Here is a 16,800-nt window from a genome sequence, read left to right on the forward strand (position 1 = left end):
CTTAAGCTATCCAAACCAAATTTGAAAGGACAAGCGTATGTCTGAACCACAAAAGTCTGAACCACAAAAGTCTGAACCACAAAACGGGCGCGGCGCGCTCTTCGCCGGTGGGCTGGCCGCCATTCTTGCGTCGGCCTGCTGCCTGGGGCCGCTGGTTTTGATCGCCTTGGGGTTCAGCGGGGCATGGATCGGCAACCTGACGGTGCTGGAACCCTATCGCCCGATCTTCATCGGCGCAGCGCTGGTCGCGCTGTTTTTCGCCTGGCGGCGCATCTACCGCCCGGCGCAAGCCTGCAAACCGGGTGAGGTCTGCGCGATTCCCCAAGTGCGAGCTACTTACAAGCTCATTTTCTGGATCGTGGCCGCGCTGGTCCTGGTCTCGCTCGGATTTCCCTACGTCATGCCATTTTTCTATTAATCACAGGAGTTCATCATGAAAAAACTGTTTGCCGCCCTCGCCCTCGCTGCCGTTGTTGCCCCCGTGTGGGCCGCCACCCAGACCGTCACGCTGTCCGTGCCTGGCATGACCTGCGCCTCTTGCCCGATCACTGTCAAGCACGCGCTTTCCAAGGTTGAGGGCGTGAGCAAGACCGACGTAAGTTTCGACAAGCGCCAGGCCGTCGTCACCTTCGACGATGCCAAGACCAACGTCCAGAAGTTGACCAAGGCGACCGAGGACGCGGGCTATCCGTCCAGCCTCAAACGCTGATCCGTTAACCGAACTCGGGAGCGACACATGGGACTCATCACGCGCATCGCTGGCAAAACCGGCGCGCTCGGCAGCGTCGTTTCCGCGATGGGCTGCGCCGCCTGTTTTCCTGCCATCGCCAGCTTTGGCGCGGCCATCGGACTGGGCTTCTTGAGCCAGTACGAGGGGCTATTCATTGGCATCCTGCTGCCGATGTTCGCCGGCATCGCGTTACTCGCCAATGCTATCGCTTGGCTCAATCATCGACAGTGGCGACGCACGGCGCTCGGCACGATAGGCCCGATCTTGGTGCTGGCAGCGGTGTTTTTAATGCGGGCTTACGGCTGGCAGAGCGGTGGACTGCTCTATGTCGGCCTGGCCTTGATGGTTGGGGTGTCGGTCTGGGATTTCATCTCGCCAGCACATCGCCGCTGCGGGCCGGACAGCTGTGAATTGCCAGAACAACGTGGCTGACGGCAACAGCCGTAGCCACCACAGAAAAGGAAAAATACATGACCACCCTGAAAATCACCGGGATGACCTGCGACTCGTGCGCGGCTCACGTCAAGGAAGCCTTGGAGAAAGTGCCCGGCGTGCAATCGGCGCTGGTGTCCTATCCGAAGGGCACAGCGCAACTCGCCATTGAGGCGGGCACGTCATCGGATGCGCTGACTACCGCCGTGGCCGGACTGGGCTACGAGGCAACGCTTGCCGATGCGCCACCGACGGACAACCGCGCCGGCCTGCTCGACAAGATGCGCGGCTGGATAGGGGCCGCTGATAAGCCCAGTGGCAACGAACGCCCGTTGCAGGTCGTCGTCATTGGTAGCGGTGGAGCCGCGATGGCGGCAGCACTGAAGGCCGTCGAGCAAGGCGCGCAGGTCACGCTGATTGAGCGCGGCACCATCGGCGGCACCTGCGTCAACGTCGGTTGTGTGCCGTCCAAGATCATGATCCGCGCCGCCCACATCGCCCATCTGCGCCGGGAAAGCCCATTCGACGGCGGCATGCCACCCACACCGCCGACGATCTTGCGCGAGCGGCTGCTGGCCCAGCAGCAGGCCCGTGTCGAAGAACTCCGTCATGCCAAGTACGAAGGCATCCTGGACGGCAATTCAGCCATCACCGTTCTGCACGGTGAAGCGCGTTTCAAGGACGACCAGAGCCTTATCGTTAGTTTGAACGAGGGTGGCGAGCGCGTCGTGATGTTCGACCGCTGCCTGGTCGCCACGGGTGCCAGCCCGGCGGTCCCGCCGATTCCGGGCTTGAAAGAGTCACCCTACTGGACTTCCACCGAGGCCCTGGCGAGCGACACCATTCCCGAACGCCTTGCCGTAATCGGCTCGTCGGTGGTGGCGCTGGAGCTGGCGCAAGCCTTTGCCCGGCTGGGCAGCAAGGTCACGGCCCTGGCGCGCAATACCTTGTTCTTCCGTGAAGACCCGGCCATCGGCGAGGCGGTGACAGCCGCTTTCCGTGCCGAGGGCATCGAGGTGCTGGAGCACACGCAAGCCAGCCAGGTCGCCCATATGGACGGTGAATTCGTGCTGACCACCACGCACGGTGAATTGCGCGCCGACAAGCTGCTGGTCGCCACCGGCCGGACACCGAACACGCGCAGCCTGGCATTGGAAGCGGCGGGGGTAGCCGTCAATGCGCAGGGGGCCATCGTCATCGACAAGGGCATGCGCACCAGTAGCCCGAACATCTACGCGGCCGGCGACTGCACCGACCAGCCGCAGTTCGTCTATGTGGCGGCAGCGGCCGGCACTCGTGCGGCGATCAACATGACTGGCGGCGATGCGGCCCTGGACCTGACCGCAATGCCGGCCGTGGTGTTCACCGACCCGCAGGTCGCCACCGTGGGCTACAGCGAGGCGGAAGCACATCACGACGGGATCGAGACCGACAGTCGCCTGCTAACACTGGATAACGTGCCGCGTGCGCTTGCCAACTTCGACACACGCGGCTTCATCAAGCTGGTCATCGAGGAAGGTAGCGGACGGCTCATCGGCGTGCAAGCGGTGGCCCCGGAAGCGGGTGAACTGATCCAGACGGCGGTGCTCGCCATTCGCAACCGTATGACCGTGCAGGAACTGGCCGACCAATTGTTCCCCTACCTGACCATGGTCGAAGGGCTGAAGCTCGCGGCGCAGACCTTCAGCAAGGACGTGAAGCAGCTTTCGTGCTGCGCCGGATGAGGAAAAGGAGGTGTTCAATGAGCGCCTACACAGTGTCCCGGCTGGCCCTTGATGCCGGGGTGAGCGTGCATATCGTGCGCGACTACCTGCTGCGCGGATTGCTACGGCCGGTCGCGTACACCACGGGCGGCTACGGCTTGTTCGATGACACCGCGTTGCAACGGCTGCGCTTTGTACGGGCTGCCTTCGAAGCGGGTATCGGCCTGGACGCACTGGCGCGGCTGTGCCGGGCGCTGGATGCTGCGGACGGTGACGGTGCGTCTGCGCAGCTTGCCGTGTTGCGACAACTCGTCGAGCGTCGGCGCGAGGCCCTGGCCAGCCTCGAAATGCAACTGGCCGCCATGCCAACCGAACCGGCACAGCACGCGGAGAGTCTGCCATGAACAGCCCAGAGCACTTGCCGTCTGAGACGCACAAACCGATCACCGGCTACTTGTGGGGCGCGCTGGCCGTGCTCACCTGTCCCTGCCATTTGCCGATTCTCGCCATTGTGCTAGCCGGCACGACGGCCGGCGCGTTCATCGGGGAGCACTGGGGTATTGCAGCCCTCACGCTGACCGGCTTGTTTGTCCTGTCTGTGACGCGGCTGCTGCGGGCCTTCAAGGGAAGATCATGACCGCTTCCCAGCCAGCCGAGAGTGGGCAGCTTTGAGCTTCGCTACCAATCTGGAGGAGTACCACCATGAACGCAAACGCCCCGAACACTGCCAGTTGCACCACCTGCTGCGTATGCTGCAAAGAAATTCCGCTCGATGCCGCCTTCACCCCGGAAGGCGCGGAATACGTCGAACATTTCTGCGGGCTGGATTGCTATGAACGCTTCCAGGCACGCGCCAAGGCCGCGACAGAATCTGACATTGCGCCTGTCCCTGGCGGTTCGCAGCCGTCAGATTGAGGCATGCCCTAACTGGGCGTCAGGCCGGAACCTTGGGCAGTGTCAGAATAGGGCCGATTCCAGCATTTTCTGACGACTCGCCTGCAACCTCTAGGGCCTCAACCTGACAGGCCGCACGCTTAGCGTACGATTTTGTCCGTTTTCTCTATCGTCCCCTATTAGTAAAAAACTAGAGTTGATGAATATTAAAACGGCCTACGACCTAGCACAAATGCCTGCAGGGCATGCTCGTAAGCAATTTAGCATTGAAATCGAGCGTACGGTTCGTGAGCTAAATGGCATCGAGTGCAAACAATGGGATCAGGCAAGAGCCGATAAACAGCAGATATTTTCAACTCGTTCAGTTGGTGAGCGGATAACCGATTTTAACTCTTTACTGCAGGCATTGAGTAAGCATGTTGGAATTGCAGCAGCGAAGGCAAGGGCACAGGGATCTAGTTGCAAATCAATGCTACTGTTCGCCAGTAATTCGCCTTTTGATGATCAACCTAAAAGCTTTAAAACGCTGATCCATTTCCCATGTGCGACAAATAGCACGGTCGAAATGACGCAGGCTGTCTCAGCGGCTGCACCCAAATTATTCAGAGAAGGTGTACGTTACTACAAAATCGGAGTTGGGCTCATCAACCTCGTTTGTGACAAGCGTCAGCAATTCGACTTATTTAATGCGCCAAAAGCTAATCCTGCTTTGATGCAAGCGCTTGATGGCATTAACTTTAGGTATGGCCGTGATACGCTGTTCTTAGCTGCACAGGGAATCGAACAAAAGTGGGCTATGCGGCGAGAACTGCTTAGCCCTCAGTACACAACCAAGTGGGACTGTTTGCCTATGATAAAATGCTAATTTTGACCCTTTTCAATTTATCTGTGGCCGAAGTTGTAATGTTCGGTCCTGTTGGGTTGACCATATTTTGGTATTGCTCCACATTGTATTCAGGATCATTTGCGATTTGACTGGAGGAACTAAATGAAGAATTCGAAATTCAATACATTGCTCTCAAAATGTGATCCAACGGCCCCAATACCTAATGATTTAGCAGAATTGCTTGATGCCCCCTCTGTTGGAAAAGAGGTCATTCCTTATAGTGTAGAGAAATCAATAAGTTCTGAAGAAGAGTATTGAGCTGCTTTAAAGCGAATTGACGAACTGTTTGATGCATTGCCTAATACCGCCGAAGGTGACGAACTTGAAAAATGGATTTCGTTGATTGAATCATATGAAAATGACCACTTCCCAATGTAAATCAATATTGCCCCAAAGCGTGCCAGAGAAACTTTTTGCCGTCATTACAGAATTTCATCAGTTGACCAAATTTTTGTAATGTTACAACGCCTAGATTAGTTAGCAGCGTAAGTGTTGTAGTTTTTGCACTTAATTCTTCTTGGAAGTTCACGTTATTCATACAGCGAACCTATCTCTGACGCTTACGACAAATTCACCAGTTCTCGCAACGCATACACGATCTTTGATGACGAATCCCTCAACCCAATGATCACCAGTGTAGGAGGTGGATTCTGTTCGATAAATTTCGTCTGCAGACGTGTTTGATTGAGTAGATATTTCCCCCCTAAGCTGCCCTACATTTGCCGCCTCTTGACCTGTGTTTACTACCTGCCAATAAACGTCGAACGGTGCAGGAACATTAGTCTTAAGTTTGAACTTTAACTCCTTTCCTTTGAGTAAAGGCTGTCCAGACTGAAACTCTTTCCAATATATGTTGGATTTATAACTTGCTTTTATATTCGCTGAATATATGTTTGCAACAATAGGGTATCGAAGTTGTTCCTTATGGGGCACATTAAAGCTTAGTGCAGGTAGATTTGTTGGTTTGTATACATCAACAAGTGACTTAGTTAACTTATCTTCCTCGATAAAGGTATCAATATTGATGAAATCGTCTCTGAGCCAATCCACCCATCGGAAAAAAGCTTTTGCTCTTGCGTTATCATCCTCATGCCATCGGTCAGCGAAGTTTTCTCCCGGATTAGCAGGGTTGGGGATAAGCCACTTCCCATCAGATGTGCGAGTTATCAATGTGTAGGTATTTCTTGCGTAGTAATCATTAAAAACAAAGCTATTGCTTAATTGATGAGAGTGCTGGTTTAAAGATGATATTAGATTTCTCAACGTGTCATAGATAGTTGCTTCATTGTTATAACTATTGGCAGCTAATACAGTAATGATCATTGAGATTGGTTTGAAGGTTTCAATATCTGATTGTGAAAACCTTACGTCACGGTGTCTCTTTAATAGCTGAATGGCCCTCTGCAACGGCGTTTTAACGTGGATATTTGGAACATCGTCAATCGAATTGTACAACTGTCTTTGATTGTTGAAGATGCGTTGTTTCTGAGTTAATTTTGCTTGTTCAAATACAGTGCCATTTCTTTCGTAAAACCATGCAGCAAATCCTTTCGGGTTGCTCGTTGTCCAAGAGTAGCTGTTTTCTTGATCTTTATTTGTAGCTGCAATTGATTGAGGTCGGGCTAATAAACTGTTTTCTACAACAGAAGGGAGTATATCCATATGGAATCCAACCCCATCATCTTCAGCATAGTTAAGAGTCCAGCAGCGCTTTCCTTCATCATCTAACAATCGGGAATAAGTGCCATTCTCTTTAATCCGTTCCCCAACCTGATTTTTTACAGTGGAGGCTAGTACAGCCTGTTTTGAATGCCCCAAGTTGCAGACCAAATCAATGTCATAATCTGCATCTTTACTATTTTTGAATGGGCGGATTTCTGTTCCAAGCTTAAAAGAGCCTTGAAGGTATACCTCTGGGACACGAAATGTTCCAGGATAGTTACCTTGCTCTAGGTGCGTTTTCATTGAATTAAAGCGATCAATCGCTTGCTTATATTTAGTCGGTGAAATATCCAACTTTTTCGCCGCTGTTAATAGGGCCTCTTCCCTAGAAACTATTTGAGTCACGATACATTTCCTCCTAAGACAAAGTTGCTAATCTCTTTACTTCCATATGTAAAATTCTTGTCGGCTAAACTGATCAAATTATCGATTTCAGAAACGTCATCGAGTGGCAGATCAGTATCTGACTCAAAATCAATTCTTAATATTTGCTCAGGCTTCAAATGAAGCTTTAGATAATTCAACGCGCTTTGGCTCTGAAGCGATAGCATGAAACTTATAAATTCTTTATGCCTCCAGCCCGTTGCAAGACCCCAGTCTCCCTTGTGCTTTAAACCATAGGCGACTTTGGAATGACCGGTGCCGATGGATACCACTTGTATATCATCGTAATTTATCCCCAGTCGTTTTTGGGCATCGATAACAGCCACTAATGCTGGGTTGTTTGCCCACAGACCACCATCTGATAACAAGTACTCATCAACTTTATGAGGGTCAAAATATGTTGGGGCTGAGCAAGATGCTAGAACAGCATCTCTGACTTTGACCAACCTATCGCGATTAAACGTTGGGTCATAAGCCGATTTAAATACATGAACTCCGCCGTTACCAACATCCGTTGCAGGTAGAATCAGAGGCTTGGCAATTTGCCCAAGCGTACTATCGTTGAAAACACCTTTAAGAACTTTATATAAACTGCCACAGTCATAGACGCTTTCAAGCAACGGTTGCGTAATGTTTCGAAGCTTCTTAAAAGGTATTCTCGACTTTTTCTTTTTGAAAATATCTTCGCCATGTTCTTTGTACATGTTAACTATTTCGGTTGCGCGGATGTCGCAGGCAACACCAGCCGCTATTATGGAACCCGTACTAGTGCCAGCTATCATGTCGAATGACTCTAAGAGATTGATTCCGAGTTTTTCTTCGAAACATTTAAGTATGTGCGCAGGGTAAACCCCTCGTATTCCACCGCCATCAATGCTTAAAATCTTAAAAGTCATATGTATCCTTACTCCTCTGTAAACCGCCAGTTGACCAAATTTTAGTAATGCTACAGAGTGGCTCTTCTAACGATGGCTACTCATTGAGGTATTGATAGATTAACTTTTCCGTTTACTTGAGTTATCGACAGTTTAGACCTCATTTCGTCACCATCGAAGTCATATACAAGAAGTGCTGGCTGATAGAGATCAAAGGCTTGACCTATGAATACACAAGCAGCGTTAGATGCACAGATGAGCAAGTGAACACGCTTCACAGAAAATTGGTCATGAAGTTTTTGCAGTATTGCATGAAGTTCACTTTTTAATTCTAACCCGTTTTCCGGATGCGGGATCGCCGCATTACCCATTTGCTTGGCTACGATTTCAATCTCAGGATAACCGAGAGCTGTTGCAGTCTTTTTCATTACTTCAGGATATTGAGTTAATGCTATAGAGATCGTGACTTCTGATGATTTTCCTATTTCGCTCTTCCAGTTCACCTTGTAAGGTGTTTCTGAGCGAGAATCCTGAGGCCAAACCCAGCAGTTTCCATCTCGGTATCTGAGCATTGGCGTGATTTCAGATTTATTTCCTAGACACGCTCCTAATCCGATCAAAGCAGGCATTGGCCCAAATGCGAATAGCGCCGCTCGATATCCATAATTTTTTGTTTGATTAACTATGGTTTCTGCTTCCTCTGTAACAATTTCATCCATTTCTTTGGTAAACCGTTCAGGTTTGGTTCTGTATCGGCGTTCATTGTCACTAAGATTATTCAATGCTCCTCTCATGCGAGTTCTTAACCTAGATAAGCTTCCTGCAATGTCTCTTGATTCAGGGGGAGAAACAACATGGCCTCCTACCGGCCAAAGAACTGAAAATACAGGAATAGGCTGGAAACTCAGTCCTTCAAGTAATTTCTCAGTATTAATTAAAAACTCGGTTCGCATTTGAGTAAGTCTGGATGCAGGGTAATCAGCACACGCAACTCGATCTATTAATCGGTGGTGTTTGTCGCATAGAAGCAAGATATTAGCTGGCTCATTAGAAAGTTCTTCGGATAGATAAGGTATACCCCTTGGGCCACTCTCGGATGACGCAACATTGTGAGCCAAGTATGAATAGTTACCAGATGTCCCCGTCAGATCATCAATATCCAATCTATCCCCGCAGCCTTCAAACATACAATAGCCATGACTATCACGCATCACTTGATTAATTGTGGACTGTGTGAAATCTTTACCACGACCTTTATTAAATCGCTGTTCGATATTCCTAGAGATATAGTCGATAACGTCATTGACTGGCAAGACTCTAGATTGGCTAACACAGGAATTCCATATTTTAAATAGCGACTCTATTGTTCCATATTCGTTTTGAGATATGTTGCGACCCTGGAGGTGGCGAACCTCAAGACTATCCCCACAATCCATCAATGTTAGAGCATCCTTAAGCTCCGCATCAATTACGTTAAGCCGAAAACTGGCTCGGAACTCATGTGAATACAATATATATATCTGGTTTTTTACACGCTCATCGGTAAGTAATCCAACATGCTCCCACACAAAAAAAGTCTTAATGCCCAATAGAAACTCTGCGAGCTTGTCAATTGACTCTATGGGATAAAAACATGCTTGATGAAAATGTAGCCTCTCGTCAGTCATCGATTTGTTCCTTAAAAATTCGTTTAAATGACCCGTTAATTTCCCGAAAGATACAGACGTCTTTCTGACCAACAATTACAAAGACTAATTCTCTGTCAGGGTTACGTTTTATGCATTTCTTCCAATCTGCAATATCTATATACGATGGGGTGGGTGTTGGTTCAGGATGTGTGTGCCATGTACCCAAGTAGCCTAGTTTGCCATGCGAACTTTCGTAATAAGAATTAACTGATTTCTGGTGATGAGGAGCACGCATATTAAAGTTAACTCTGGTGGCAGAATCTTCTTTCTGAGGGGTAGTACAGTGTTCTAGCCAAAATTCATTAGCGTCAGCGGACTGAGAACCAATTAATGCTCCAAAAGCTTCACTTCTATCACGTGACATCTGCCTGTAAGAATACCAAACGTCAATTAGTTCTTCGGAAAGGTAAATTTTCGTATCTTTGATGCCCGTATCTTGCTCAATGAGTGCAGACATCACAGTCCTCATCAACCAAAGGTAAGTATTCAAGCGAACTGCTGAAATTGTAGTAACGATGAGTCAGCCTGATGCCCTCCGCCATTGCATCTTCATCTAAGCCCTTCCAACTGACTTTACATGACTTTGCTTGTTTGCCTTCCAAATACCGAATGGCCAAATTTGCTGCCATTACAGCTGTTTGAGCCGAACTTGCTGCGCCATATGAAATAAATTGTTCCCCACAGCCAGCGATATTTTTCATGGTTACCTGATTGGGTTCGATAAAATTCATATTTGACACAAGCCCTCTTACACCTGTTTCTTGGCAAACGTAAGAGCACAATAAACATCCCTCTGAACTAGGGATATCTAATGTTGCGTGGCCGCCAACGCCAAAACCTTCCAACCAACTGTTCATGACAGCAACTTTTGAGTTGTTATCCAAAAGGTATTGTTTAAACAACCGTTCCTGGGTCGGATTGCCTATAGCAATGACAATCAGGTCAAAATCATTCATACGGCTACTGCGAGCAAACTCCATCAGTTTATCTAATTTCCATTGTGCACAAGACCAGGGGAATTGTCGTTGAAGAGCGACACTTAGGGCTGCGGTTTTAGGTGCTCCTACCCAATGCTGTTCTAAAACATGGCGATACAGATTATTGATTTCGTATACATCAGGATCTACTAACGTAAGATGCCTGACTCCGGCAGCAGATAACTTATGCGCAATTTCACAGCCTACTGAGCCAACACCTATCACTGCTACCTTTTTGTCTGCTAACGACAGAATGCCTCCACCACGTTCCACAGTATTCTCTTGATTGAATAGCCGTATTGGTAAAGCTTCCAATTTCCAGTTTTTCAGCTTTTCATCTGATAGTGGTAGCGCATTTTTGGTTTTACCGCTAAGTTTCAGTGCGAACCAAGTACGTTCATCATTAACAGTTTTGGCAGTAAACACGAGCCAATAAGCAGTTTCACGCCATTGACCGTATTTTTGTTGTAAATCACTTCTAACCTTTACCGGTAGCGAAGATATTGTATTTAAATACCATTCATCGAGAGCATCTGAATGTTTAGGTGCAGGAGTAAGTGTCTCGATTGGAATAACAACCGCTTTTCCTGCTATGCGTCGATTACCCTTATCTATAGATAATTGAATATCACTGATAACCGAAAGCGAATCGTCAGCCGGATGAACCATATAGTGGCTTTCGATGCCAAATTGCTTGCCACCTACTGGCCTATATACCGATAATGTTTGTAGAACCGGCCTTGCGATATTTGCCAGTAGGGGTTTAAAGCTATCTGGAGCACAGATTCGCAACCATTCACTGGAGAACTCACGAAGCAATTCACTATGGTTCCAATCTGGATTCGTTATGCATTTCTCTAACAACAAGATATGCCTCCGAAGCGATTCTTCTACGACTAATAGTGGTTGTTCGAAATTTACTGACAGTGACTCTGGAGCATTAACACAAACAGTGCCAATCTGAATCCCTGCATATTCATGAACAGAGACATGAGCCAACCTGCCAATGGAATCAGGGTTAATTAAGAAAAATTCGGGCAGGCGGTAGTAGGGAGGATCTGCTACCAGCATTAATTGTATACCATGATTAAGGATCGTTGTTTCCACTACGATCCTCTCACCTCCAGCTACTTCACTGGTTGTGCAGTTGAAGCCCTGGTTGATAAGGTGCTGTTTTATTTCGCTTAGCACACTATGCCCCCTGTGACGTTCCAACTACCCCAGCGCTACTGTAAGCCACTTTTTTGGCATTACTGTCTTGCTCCTTTTCTGGTACTTCAAAGTCACCACCGAACAGTCCTTGCAAGATTTCACATTGTTTACGCAAAGAATCTTCGTTTAATGCTTGATCGAGTTTAGTCAACATTGCATTTAGCTTGTTATAGAGCTGTGTTCCTGTGTCAATACTACTGTTTTCAAAAACATTTCTGTATGGTTGAACCGGTAACCGCACATCGATTTTGTACTTACCATCATCAACCCACTGGAAATAATTGGCATTCAAAATTGCTGAAACAGTGTCGCGTAGCGATTGCAAGTCACTGAGTTTACCGTCATTGCTGATAGATGGACTGAACTTATCTTTCAACATTAGTGTGAGTCCAATTGAAAACACTTTTTTGCCTACATTTTGGCCGAATTTTTCATCTCTCCAGCGTTTTACGTATCTGACCAAACGTTTGACCTGTCTGATTTTCAGGTCTGCAGAGCCGATGTATTGGCTGCTATCATTAATATGTTCTATCAGTTTTTTTGGCTCTGCAGGAGACCACACACGGTTTTCTACATTTGAGTTCAACTTACCGACTGCCAGTTCATACTGCTGACCTAGTTTCCGGTATATGACTATGTCGATATGTAGGTTTAAATTCATGTAGTCAGCAGTGACACAAGGCTTTTTTATTCTTGCGTTTTTAAAACCACGCTTTTCCAAAACTTTTAGAACAAGTTTTTTAACTTCAACCGGATCATCAGGAGCATTATCTGCATCAATAACAACTGCTCTATCGATATCAAAGTCAGCCACTGGGTGCTTTATGCCTGTATGCGTGCTTAAAGAACCTTGAATAAACGTTTCAATTATTGGATAACCTGCGTTTTTAAATTCATCCCTTAAATCATCCAGGATACTAGAGTCCTTCGACCTGGCTTCCCGGTAAGTATCATCCTCTCGTCCTAATTTAATTTTGTCGTGAAATTTTGAGAATTGGTTTTGTAAAGACATAGTTAGCTACCTCTTATAAATTTGTTCACTGCAAATCTCTCTAAGACAAACTCACAGGTGAACAAGGTCTGCACCTACACCTATGTCGCTCTCGCTGGTTATTAACAGAAGTTAATTTATTAACCATCGTTTACAAACATACGCCTTCTAGCTAAATAGATCAACTGCTGTTAATATAAAAATTAACGGAGGGTTATTTTATGGCTGACAAACTTCAGCAAGCCGCACTTATCAGCAAAAACATAAAGCACATGCGAGAATTACTTGGCTGGACACAGGCAAGGCTCGCTAGCGAAGCTGGGATAACAGCGGCAGCACTGAGCATGATCGAAAAGGACGAAGGCCGAATGCCAACTATTGTTGTGCTGAGGAAAATCGCTTCGGCATTGGGTGTTAAACCTTATGAAATAACAGGAGAAGATGCACCAGAAGATTCTGGAGATAAAACGATTGAGTTCTACCGAAAATGGGGAGAACTTGATAAGCTGCCAGAACAGGATCAGCGTATATTGCGAGAAATGATGGAACGCTTCACCAAGAAGTAAGGAGTTGGTATGGAAGAACAAAAAGGAGCAATGGAGGCCGAATCTTTACTTGAAGATCTGGGTTTTGATCAGTTACCGATCAAAGTAATTCAATTTATTAATGCCGTTTCAGACGAAAGCTTTCCTATCAGAATGGAATTCCATGCATTTGTATCCGATCAGTTTTTAGGTAAGGCAATCGGTAGTCAAGATGGGGCTGGAATTATTATTAATAGCAATATTCCAGATTCTCGGCGGCTAAATTTCACTGCGGCACATGAAGCAGGCCACGTTTGTATGCACATAATGCAAGGCTCCTCTCAAGATTTTGCGTGTGGCAACTCTGAGCTTGGAGATTATTTTAAAGATCCGCTCGAACGCCAAGCTAATGGCTTTGCATCTGGGCTACTAATGCCAAAGCGATTGGTTAAGTCTTTGACTGATGGCGACGTAAACTGGCATAACATCAAACAAATATCCGATCTATGCGACACCTCTTTGGAGGCTGTTTTTAGAAGACTATCATGGCTTGAGAAAGCGCCTGTGGCGATGGTAATCCACCAAAACAAGCAATTTAAGCGTTTTGTTCCTACAAAGCATTTTAATTTTTATATAAACCAAACTAACCTATCCTCAGAGCAATTGGATTCTTGTACAAATGTCAGCCAAGAGGCATTTCCTAGTGACTTTGACGTTGTAGACCCGATAGATTGGGTTACACCAGAGCGAGATGGCATGAAGTTACTGGAGTTATATGCAAGCTCAATTGTACTCAAAGACGGGTTTATTTATACATTACTTAGTTACGATGATGACTGCCTGGAAGAAGTTGACATCTAATTTTTGCGGTTTGCAAACCTAATAGGCCAGTTACATAGTCATAGCAACAAACTTGGTTTTCTCTGAGTCGTAAACGACTGTAAGGTTAAAATTTCAATACGGTACATAGTATTGATTGGGATCTCAAAGATACCCATTTAGGAGTTTGTTTTTCTATTACTTTAAGAGGGTATTATCCCCATAGAAATTTTTATCTGAAATTGACGAATTAGAGTTAAGACTTTAACTCAGAATTGTCCCAAAGTGATTTTGCTAAGGTTTAATAGACATTCGTAGTAAAATTACAGTTTCTCACTTTAGTTATTTTATAGTTGCTCCTATTTGTCAGACTATGAGTACATTTTATGTCAATGTATGGTTATATGTTTTAGCTAAGTACTTGTTCCTAGGTATGCTGCTATGTCATGGTTTGGTTTCAGCGACACGAATTACTCTTTAAATTCCGTTAGTTTTAATTGCACTTAGATTCTGCACGTTCCAACCCAAGAAGGGGCATCCAATTAACAATAGCCACATCACTCACATTGTAATTTGTCTCAATGTACGCTTTTATGTCATTTAAATCAGATTGATACTGAATTGGCATTACACTCAGGATAGTCACTGTGCATTGAACTTGCTGACCTGTCTGATTTGACAAACCAATATAAAATACATGGTAATGATGTTTTTCTTCCATTCGTGATTTTCCGCGATTAATTAACGATGTGTCACATCGCCAAAGGAACACGCTTGACAAAAAACATTGCCGTTTAAGTCTTCTCTAACTATCGTTGTATACGCACTGCAACCATCACATTCTTGCAACGTACCAACAAGCGAATCATGATCCGCAGAATTGTTTGTCATAGAAAGCAAATTTGCATGTTCCCAATTAGCTTTGTGTTGAATCTCCCATTCTCGATACTCGTTCAGATAGGCGTAAGCCGCAGTTAAAGCAGAGTCATAATCGTCAGTTGCCATCATCTTAACAATAGAGCCATGATCGTAGTGTGGTGTTGAGAAATACACTTCTTCTTTATCGTCATCTAGGTACAACTCGCAATTTTCAATCTTGAAGTATTGAAATTTGCTTAGGTACTCTTTCGCTTCGATGTGTGAGTCCCTAGAGCACTGATTGAATGTGTTAAACCAAATTCGCGGCCAAAGATCGTAGCATGGAAAATCATCACTTTCGTAGTCGCGACTAAATTTCTCGTCGAGCTTGTTTTCTAAGTCATCAATCCAAGTCAAATTAAGCATTAATGCTTTTCGCTTCTCATCCCACTGGCGATTAAAAAACACATTACAATCTTGCGTGATAAATTTGAAATAAGACGGAGCCGATACAATTACAGTCATTTTTTAGACTTTCCGTTTGATTTTAAAGAAGGTCTTGATAAATAGTTTTGCTTGGAAAACTAAGGAGTCTTTGTCGCCATAATGTTTGTTAGCTTCTATATCACAAGCTACTGAGTAACAAGCATTATCCCAACGCTTTCTAACAGCAGCAGAAAAATAATCTAATACTTCTCTTATACTCATTTTGTAGCCTCAGCACAATTACTCAACTTAGCTTATTGTGAGCGAATACCGCTCACAAGTCAACAAGTAATGTGCGATATTCACACATTTTTGCTATTGCGATGTTTAATACCATCTACGATCAATTCAACAGCAGTACGTCGAGTTGCCCACCAATCATAGAACGTGCGGCGGGGTACTTTGGCAAGATCTGCCACCTCTTTTGCATCAAGTCCAACTTGAGCGCGGCAATATGCCGAAAAAGCCTCTTTATCTGCGGATTCCGCCATAAATTCCTCAAAATTTTACGAAACTAACAACTTTACAGTGTGCGCTATTCGCTCATAAATGGCAACAAGTTAAACCCAATCAAGACCGCACATTTCTTCGATTCGCTTTGGTTGAATAACAACATAGTCGATAGTAGTTTCAGGGCTGGCGTGGCCTAGTATTCGCGCTACTGTTTCAATCGGGACGCCATTGACTACTGCATTCGTAGAAAGCGATTTACGGCCTGAATGTGAGGATGCCAAGGGTAATCCGCATTTCCTGTAGATCTCCCTCATAGCCTGCTCTAGCGAGTCACAAGCCCAATACTCTCGTACCTCTCCTGATTCGAGCTTCCTTGGTTTCGGCTGTATCGAGTAAGGAGCACCACGAACTGTATACAGAAACCGTGACTCGGGTATTAATCCTTGGAAGTCAGCGCGGCCAGATACGCCCCACTTTTTAACTAAGCGGTGATCAATCCATTGCTGAATAATCTCCATCGATGTTTTGTTTGTAAGCCAAACGGTTCTTGGTTTCAACATCTTACAAATGCTGGCTGGTAGGTGGATTTCTTCTTTGATTTTGCCATTGGCAAAAAGGATGTGTTCAGTTTTGAGTAGTGCAATCTCAGTCACGCGCATAGCGGCGTGAGAAAGTACAACAGCACAGCGTTTACCTTCGCTATGCTGCATGAGTTGGCAGGTTTTCAGGACTCGATTGATTTGGGCAGGTGTTAGTGCGTCAGCGCGGCTCATTGTCTGTATTTCCTCTTTATTTGGGGATATGCAGACAATAGGATTTTTTCACTGCCTAATCAGTTTAACACGGTATTCCGTAAGCCTTTCACGGAAAGCAAAAGCGCCCCGAAGGGCGCTAGTTTTGGAGGACTTGTTCAGTATCCAAGCCGCTCTACGGTAGCTAACAATTCAGCATAAGTGGCGTTTTTAACTTTTTCGTAGAGCGTCTTGGCAGCATCTATTCCCTCGATGTAATCATCAGAATCTATGATCTCATGCGCCAAATGCTCGATAAAAGACGGCTCGATAAATGAGCCAGAAAGCACATTTAACAACACTTGCTTTTCTGCTGACTCTAAGTGAATCCCCGCTTGGAGTTGCAAATATTCGTAGCGATCCCAAATCTGATTT

Annotated in this window: 22 protein-coding genes and 1 pseudogene; 11 read left to right on the forward strand and 12 right to left on the reverse strand. The window is 46.2% G+C overall.

What is annotated here, in order from left to right:
• Nucleotides 1-37 precede the first annotated feature (37 nt).
• From merT to L5M37_RS23030, 9 genes and pseudogenes are all read left to right on the forward strand, one after another.
• A complete protein-coding gene (gene merT, locus L5M37_RS22990) occupies nucleotides 38-418 on the forward strand; it encodes a mercuric ion transporter MerT (RefSeq protein WP_001294654.1) in 381 nt (126 codons plus the stop codon).
• A gap of 15 nt (nucleotides 419-433) precedes the next feature.
• Nucleotides 434-709 carry a mercury resistance system periplasmic binding protein MerP gene (gene merP, locus L5M37_RS22995; RefSeq protein ID WP_000732275.1) on the forward strand — a complete coding sequence of 92 codons (276 nt, stop codon included), beginning with the start codon at nucleotides 434-436 and terminating at the stop codon, nucleotides 707-709.
• 27 nt (nucleotides 710-736) lie between these two features.
• Nucleotides 737-1,162, forward strand: a complete 426-nt coding sequence (gene merC, locus L5M37_RS23000; RefSeq protein WP_000522996.1) for an organomercurial transporter MerC — start codon at nucleotides 737-739, stop codon at nucleotides 1,160-1,162.
• A 38-nt stretch (nucleotides 1,163-1,200) separates the two neighbouring features.
• On the forward strand, nucleotides 1,201-2,886 hold the full coding sequence (gene merA / locus L5M37_RS23005; RefSeq protein ID WP_000209296.1) for a mercury(II) reductase: 1,686 nt from the start codon (nucleotides 1,201-1,203) through the stop codon (nucleotides 2,884-2,886).
• Between the two features lie 17 nt (nucleotides 2,887-2,903).
• Complete coding sequence (gene merD / locus L5M37_RS23010; RefSeq protein WP_001277466.1) at nucleotides 2,904-3,269, forward strand: mercury resistance co-regulator MerD; 366 nt, start codon at nucleotides 2,904-2,906, stop codon at nucleotides 3,267-3,269.
• Nucleotides 3,266-3,502 (forward strand): broad-spectrum mercury transporter MerE, encoded by a 237-nt coding sequence (gene merE, locus L5M37_RS23015; protein WP_001087807.1) that lies wholly within the window; start codon nucleotides 3,266-3,268, stop codon nucleotides 3,500-3,502. The genes merD and merE overlap by 4 nt, the downstream gene beginning before the upstream one ends.
• Before the next feature lie 65 nt (nucleotides 3,503-3,567).
• Entirely contained in the window at nucleotides 3,568-3,780 is a 213-nt protein-coding gene (locus L5M37_RS23020; protein ID WP_000993245.1) for a DUF3330 domain-containing protein, read from the forward strand.
• A 157-nt stretch (nucleotides 3,781-3,937) separates the two neighbouring features.
• A pseudogene (locus tag L5M37_RS23025) lies at nucleotides 3,938-4,624 on the forward strand (DUF4113 domain-containing protein); the annotation flags it as partial.
• Between the two features lie 123 nt (nucleotides 4,625-4,747).
• Nucleotides 4,748-4,903 carry a hypothetical protein gene (locus tag L5M37_RS23030; protein WP_226770039.1) on the forward strand — a complete coding sequence of 52 codons (156 nt, stop codon included), beginning with the start codon at nucleotides 4,748-4,750 and terminating at the stop codon, nucleotides 4,901-4,903.
• Nucleotides 4,904-5,179: 276 nt separating this feature from the next.
• Here the strand turns inward: L5M37_RS23030 and L5M37_RS23035 are convergent, their stop codons facing one another.
• The 6 genes from L5M37_RS23035 to L5M37_RS23060 all read right to left on the reverse strand — a co-directional run bounded on the left by L5M37_RS23035 (nucleotide 5,180) and on the right by L5M37_RS23060 (nucleotide 12,515).
• Complete coding sequence (locus tag L5M37_RS23035) at nucleotides 5,180-6,712, reverse strand: nucleotidyltransferase (protein WP_011711663.1); 1,533 nt, start codon at nucleotides 6,710-6,712, stop codon at nucleotides 5,180-5,182.
• Nucleotides 6,709-7,647 carry a CBASS cGAMP-activated phospholipase gene (locus tag L5M37_RS23040; RefSeq protein WP_011711664.1) on the reverse strand — a complete coding sequence of 313 codons (939 nt, stop codon included), beginning with the start codon at nucleotides 7,645-7,647 and terminating at the stop codon, nucleotides 6,709-6,711. Before L5M37_RS23040 ends, L5M37_RS23035 begins: the two co-directional genes overlap by 4 nt.
• An 80-nt stretch (nucleotides 7,648-7,727) precedes the next feature.
• Nucleotides 7,728-9,293 (reverse strand): SAVED domain-containing protein, encoded by a 1,566-nt coding sequence (locus L5M37_RS23045; RefSeq protein WP_011711665.1) that lies wholly within the window; start codon nucleotides 9,291-9,293, stop codon nucleotides 7,728-7,730.
• Nucleotides 9,286-9,771, reverse strand: coding sequence for a Mov34/MPN/PAD-1 family protein (locus L5M37_RS23050; RefSeq protein ID WP_049796111.1), 486 nt, complete (start codon nucleotides 9,769-9,771; stop codon nucleotides 9,286-9,288). The genes L5M37_RS23045 and L5M37_RS23050 overlap by 8 nt, the downstream gene beginning before the upstream one ends.
• Nucleotides 9,755-11,482 carry a ThiF family adenylyltransferase gene (locus L5M37_RS23055; protein ID WP_011711667.1) on the reverse strand — a complete coding sequence of 576 codons (1,728 nt, stop codon included), beginning with the start codon at nucleotides 11,480-11,482 and terminating at the stop codon, nucleotides 9,755-9,757. Before L5M37_RS23055 ends, L5M37_RS23050 begins: the two co-directional genes overlap by 17 nt.
• Nucleotide 11,483: 1 nt before the next feature.
• On the reverse strand, nucleotides 11,484-12,515 hold the full coding sequence (locus L5M37_RS23060; protein ID WP_011711668.1) for a nucleotidyltransferase: 1,032 nt from the start codon (nucleotides 12,513-12,515) through the stop codon (nucleotides 11,484-11,486).
• 200 nt (nucleotides 12,516-12,715) lie between these two features.
• Between L5M37_RS23060 and L5M37_RS23065 the strand changes: the two genes are divergently transcribed.
• Together L5M37_RS23065 and L5M37_RS23070 are read left to right on the forward strand one after the other, a co-directional pair.
• Nucleotides 12,716-13,060: a helix-turn-helix domain-containing protein gene (locus L5M37_RS23065; RefSeq protein WP_011711669.1), complete on the forward strand. Its 345-nt coding sequence runs from the start codon at nucleotides 12,716-12,718 to the stop codon at nucleotides 13,058-13,060.
• 9 nt (nucleotides 13,061-13,069) lie between these two features.
• The gene (locus L5M37_RS23070; RefSeq protein ID WP_011711670.1) at nucleotides 13,070-13,879 is read left to right on the forward strand and encodes an ImmA/IrrE family metallo-endopeptidase; all 810 of its coding nucleotides are present in this window, start codon (nucleotides 13,070-13,072) and stop codon (nucleotides 13,877-13,879) included.
• 451 nt (nucleotides 13,880-14,330) lie between these two features.
• Here the strand turns inward: L5M37_RS23070 and L5M37_RS23075 are convergent, their stop codons facing one another.
• From L5M37_RS23075 to L5M37_RS23100, 6 genes are all read right to left on the reverse strand, one after another.
• Complete coding sequence (locus L5M37_RS23075; protein WP_069453482.1) at nucleotides 14,331-14,558, reverse strand: hypothetical protein; 228 nt, start codon at nucleotides 14,556-14,558, stop codon at nucleotides 14,331-14,333.
• Nucleotides 14,559-14,578: 20 nt separating this feature from the next.
• Nucleotides 14,579-15,220 (reverse strand): hypothetical protein, encoded by a 642-nt coding sequence (locus L5M37_RS23080; RefSeq protein WP_069453481.1) that lies wholly within the window; start codon nucleotides 15,218-15,220, stop codon nucleotides 14,579-14,581.
• Nucleotides 15,221-15,223: 3 nt separating this feature from the next.
• The gene (locus tag L5M37_RS23085) at nucleotides 15,224-15,403 is read right to left on the reverse strand and encodes a hypothetical protein (RefSeq protein ID WP_069453480.1); all 180 of its coding nucleotides are present in this window, start codon (nucleotides 15,401-15,403) and stop codon (nucleotides 15,224-15,226) included.
• A gap of 80 nt (nucleotides 15,404-15,483) precedes the next feature.
• Nucleotides 15,484-15,672 carry a hypothetical protein gene (locus L5M37_RS23090; RefSeq protein WP_041413370.1) on the reverse strand — a complete coding sequence of 63 codons (189 nt, stop codon included), beginning with the start codon at nucleotides 15,670-15,672 and terminating at the stop codon, nucleotides 15,484-15,486.
• Between the two features lie 69 nt (nucleotides 15,673-15,741).
• Complete coding sequence (locus L5M37_RS23095; RefSeq protein ID WP_011711671.1) at nucleotides 15,742-16,407, reverse strand: tyrosine-type recombinase/integrase; 666 nt, start codon at nucleotides 16,405-16,407, stop codon at nucleotides 15,742-15,744.
• Nucleotides 16,408-16,544: 137 nt separating this feature from the next.
• Nucleotides 16,545-16,800: hypothetical protein (locus L5M37_RS23100; RefSeq protein ID WP_263201889.1), on the reverse strand; the 256-nt coding region annotated here is incomplete at its 5' end.

Source organism: Shewanella sp. SM69, from assembly GCF_025653985.1.
Classification (GTDB): Bacteria; Pseudomonadota; Gammaproteobacteria; order Enterobacterales; family Shewanellaceae; genus Shewanella; species Shewanella oncorhynchi.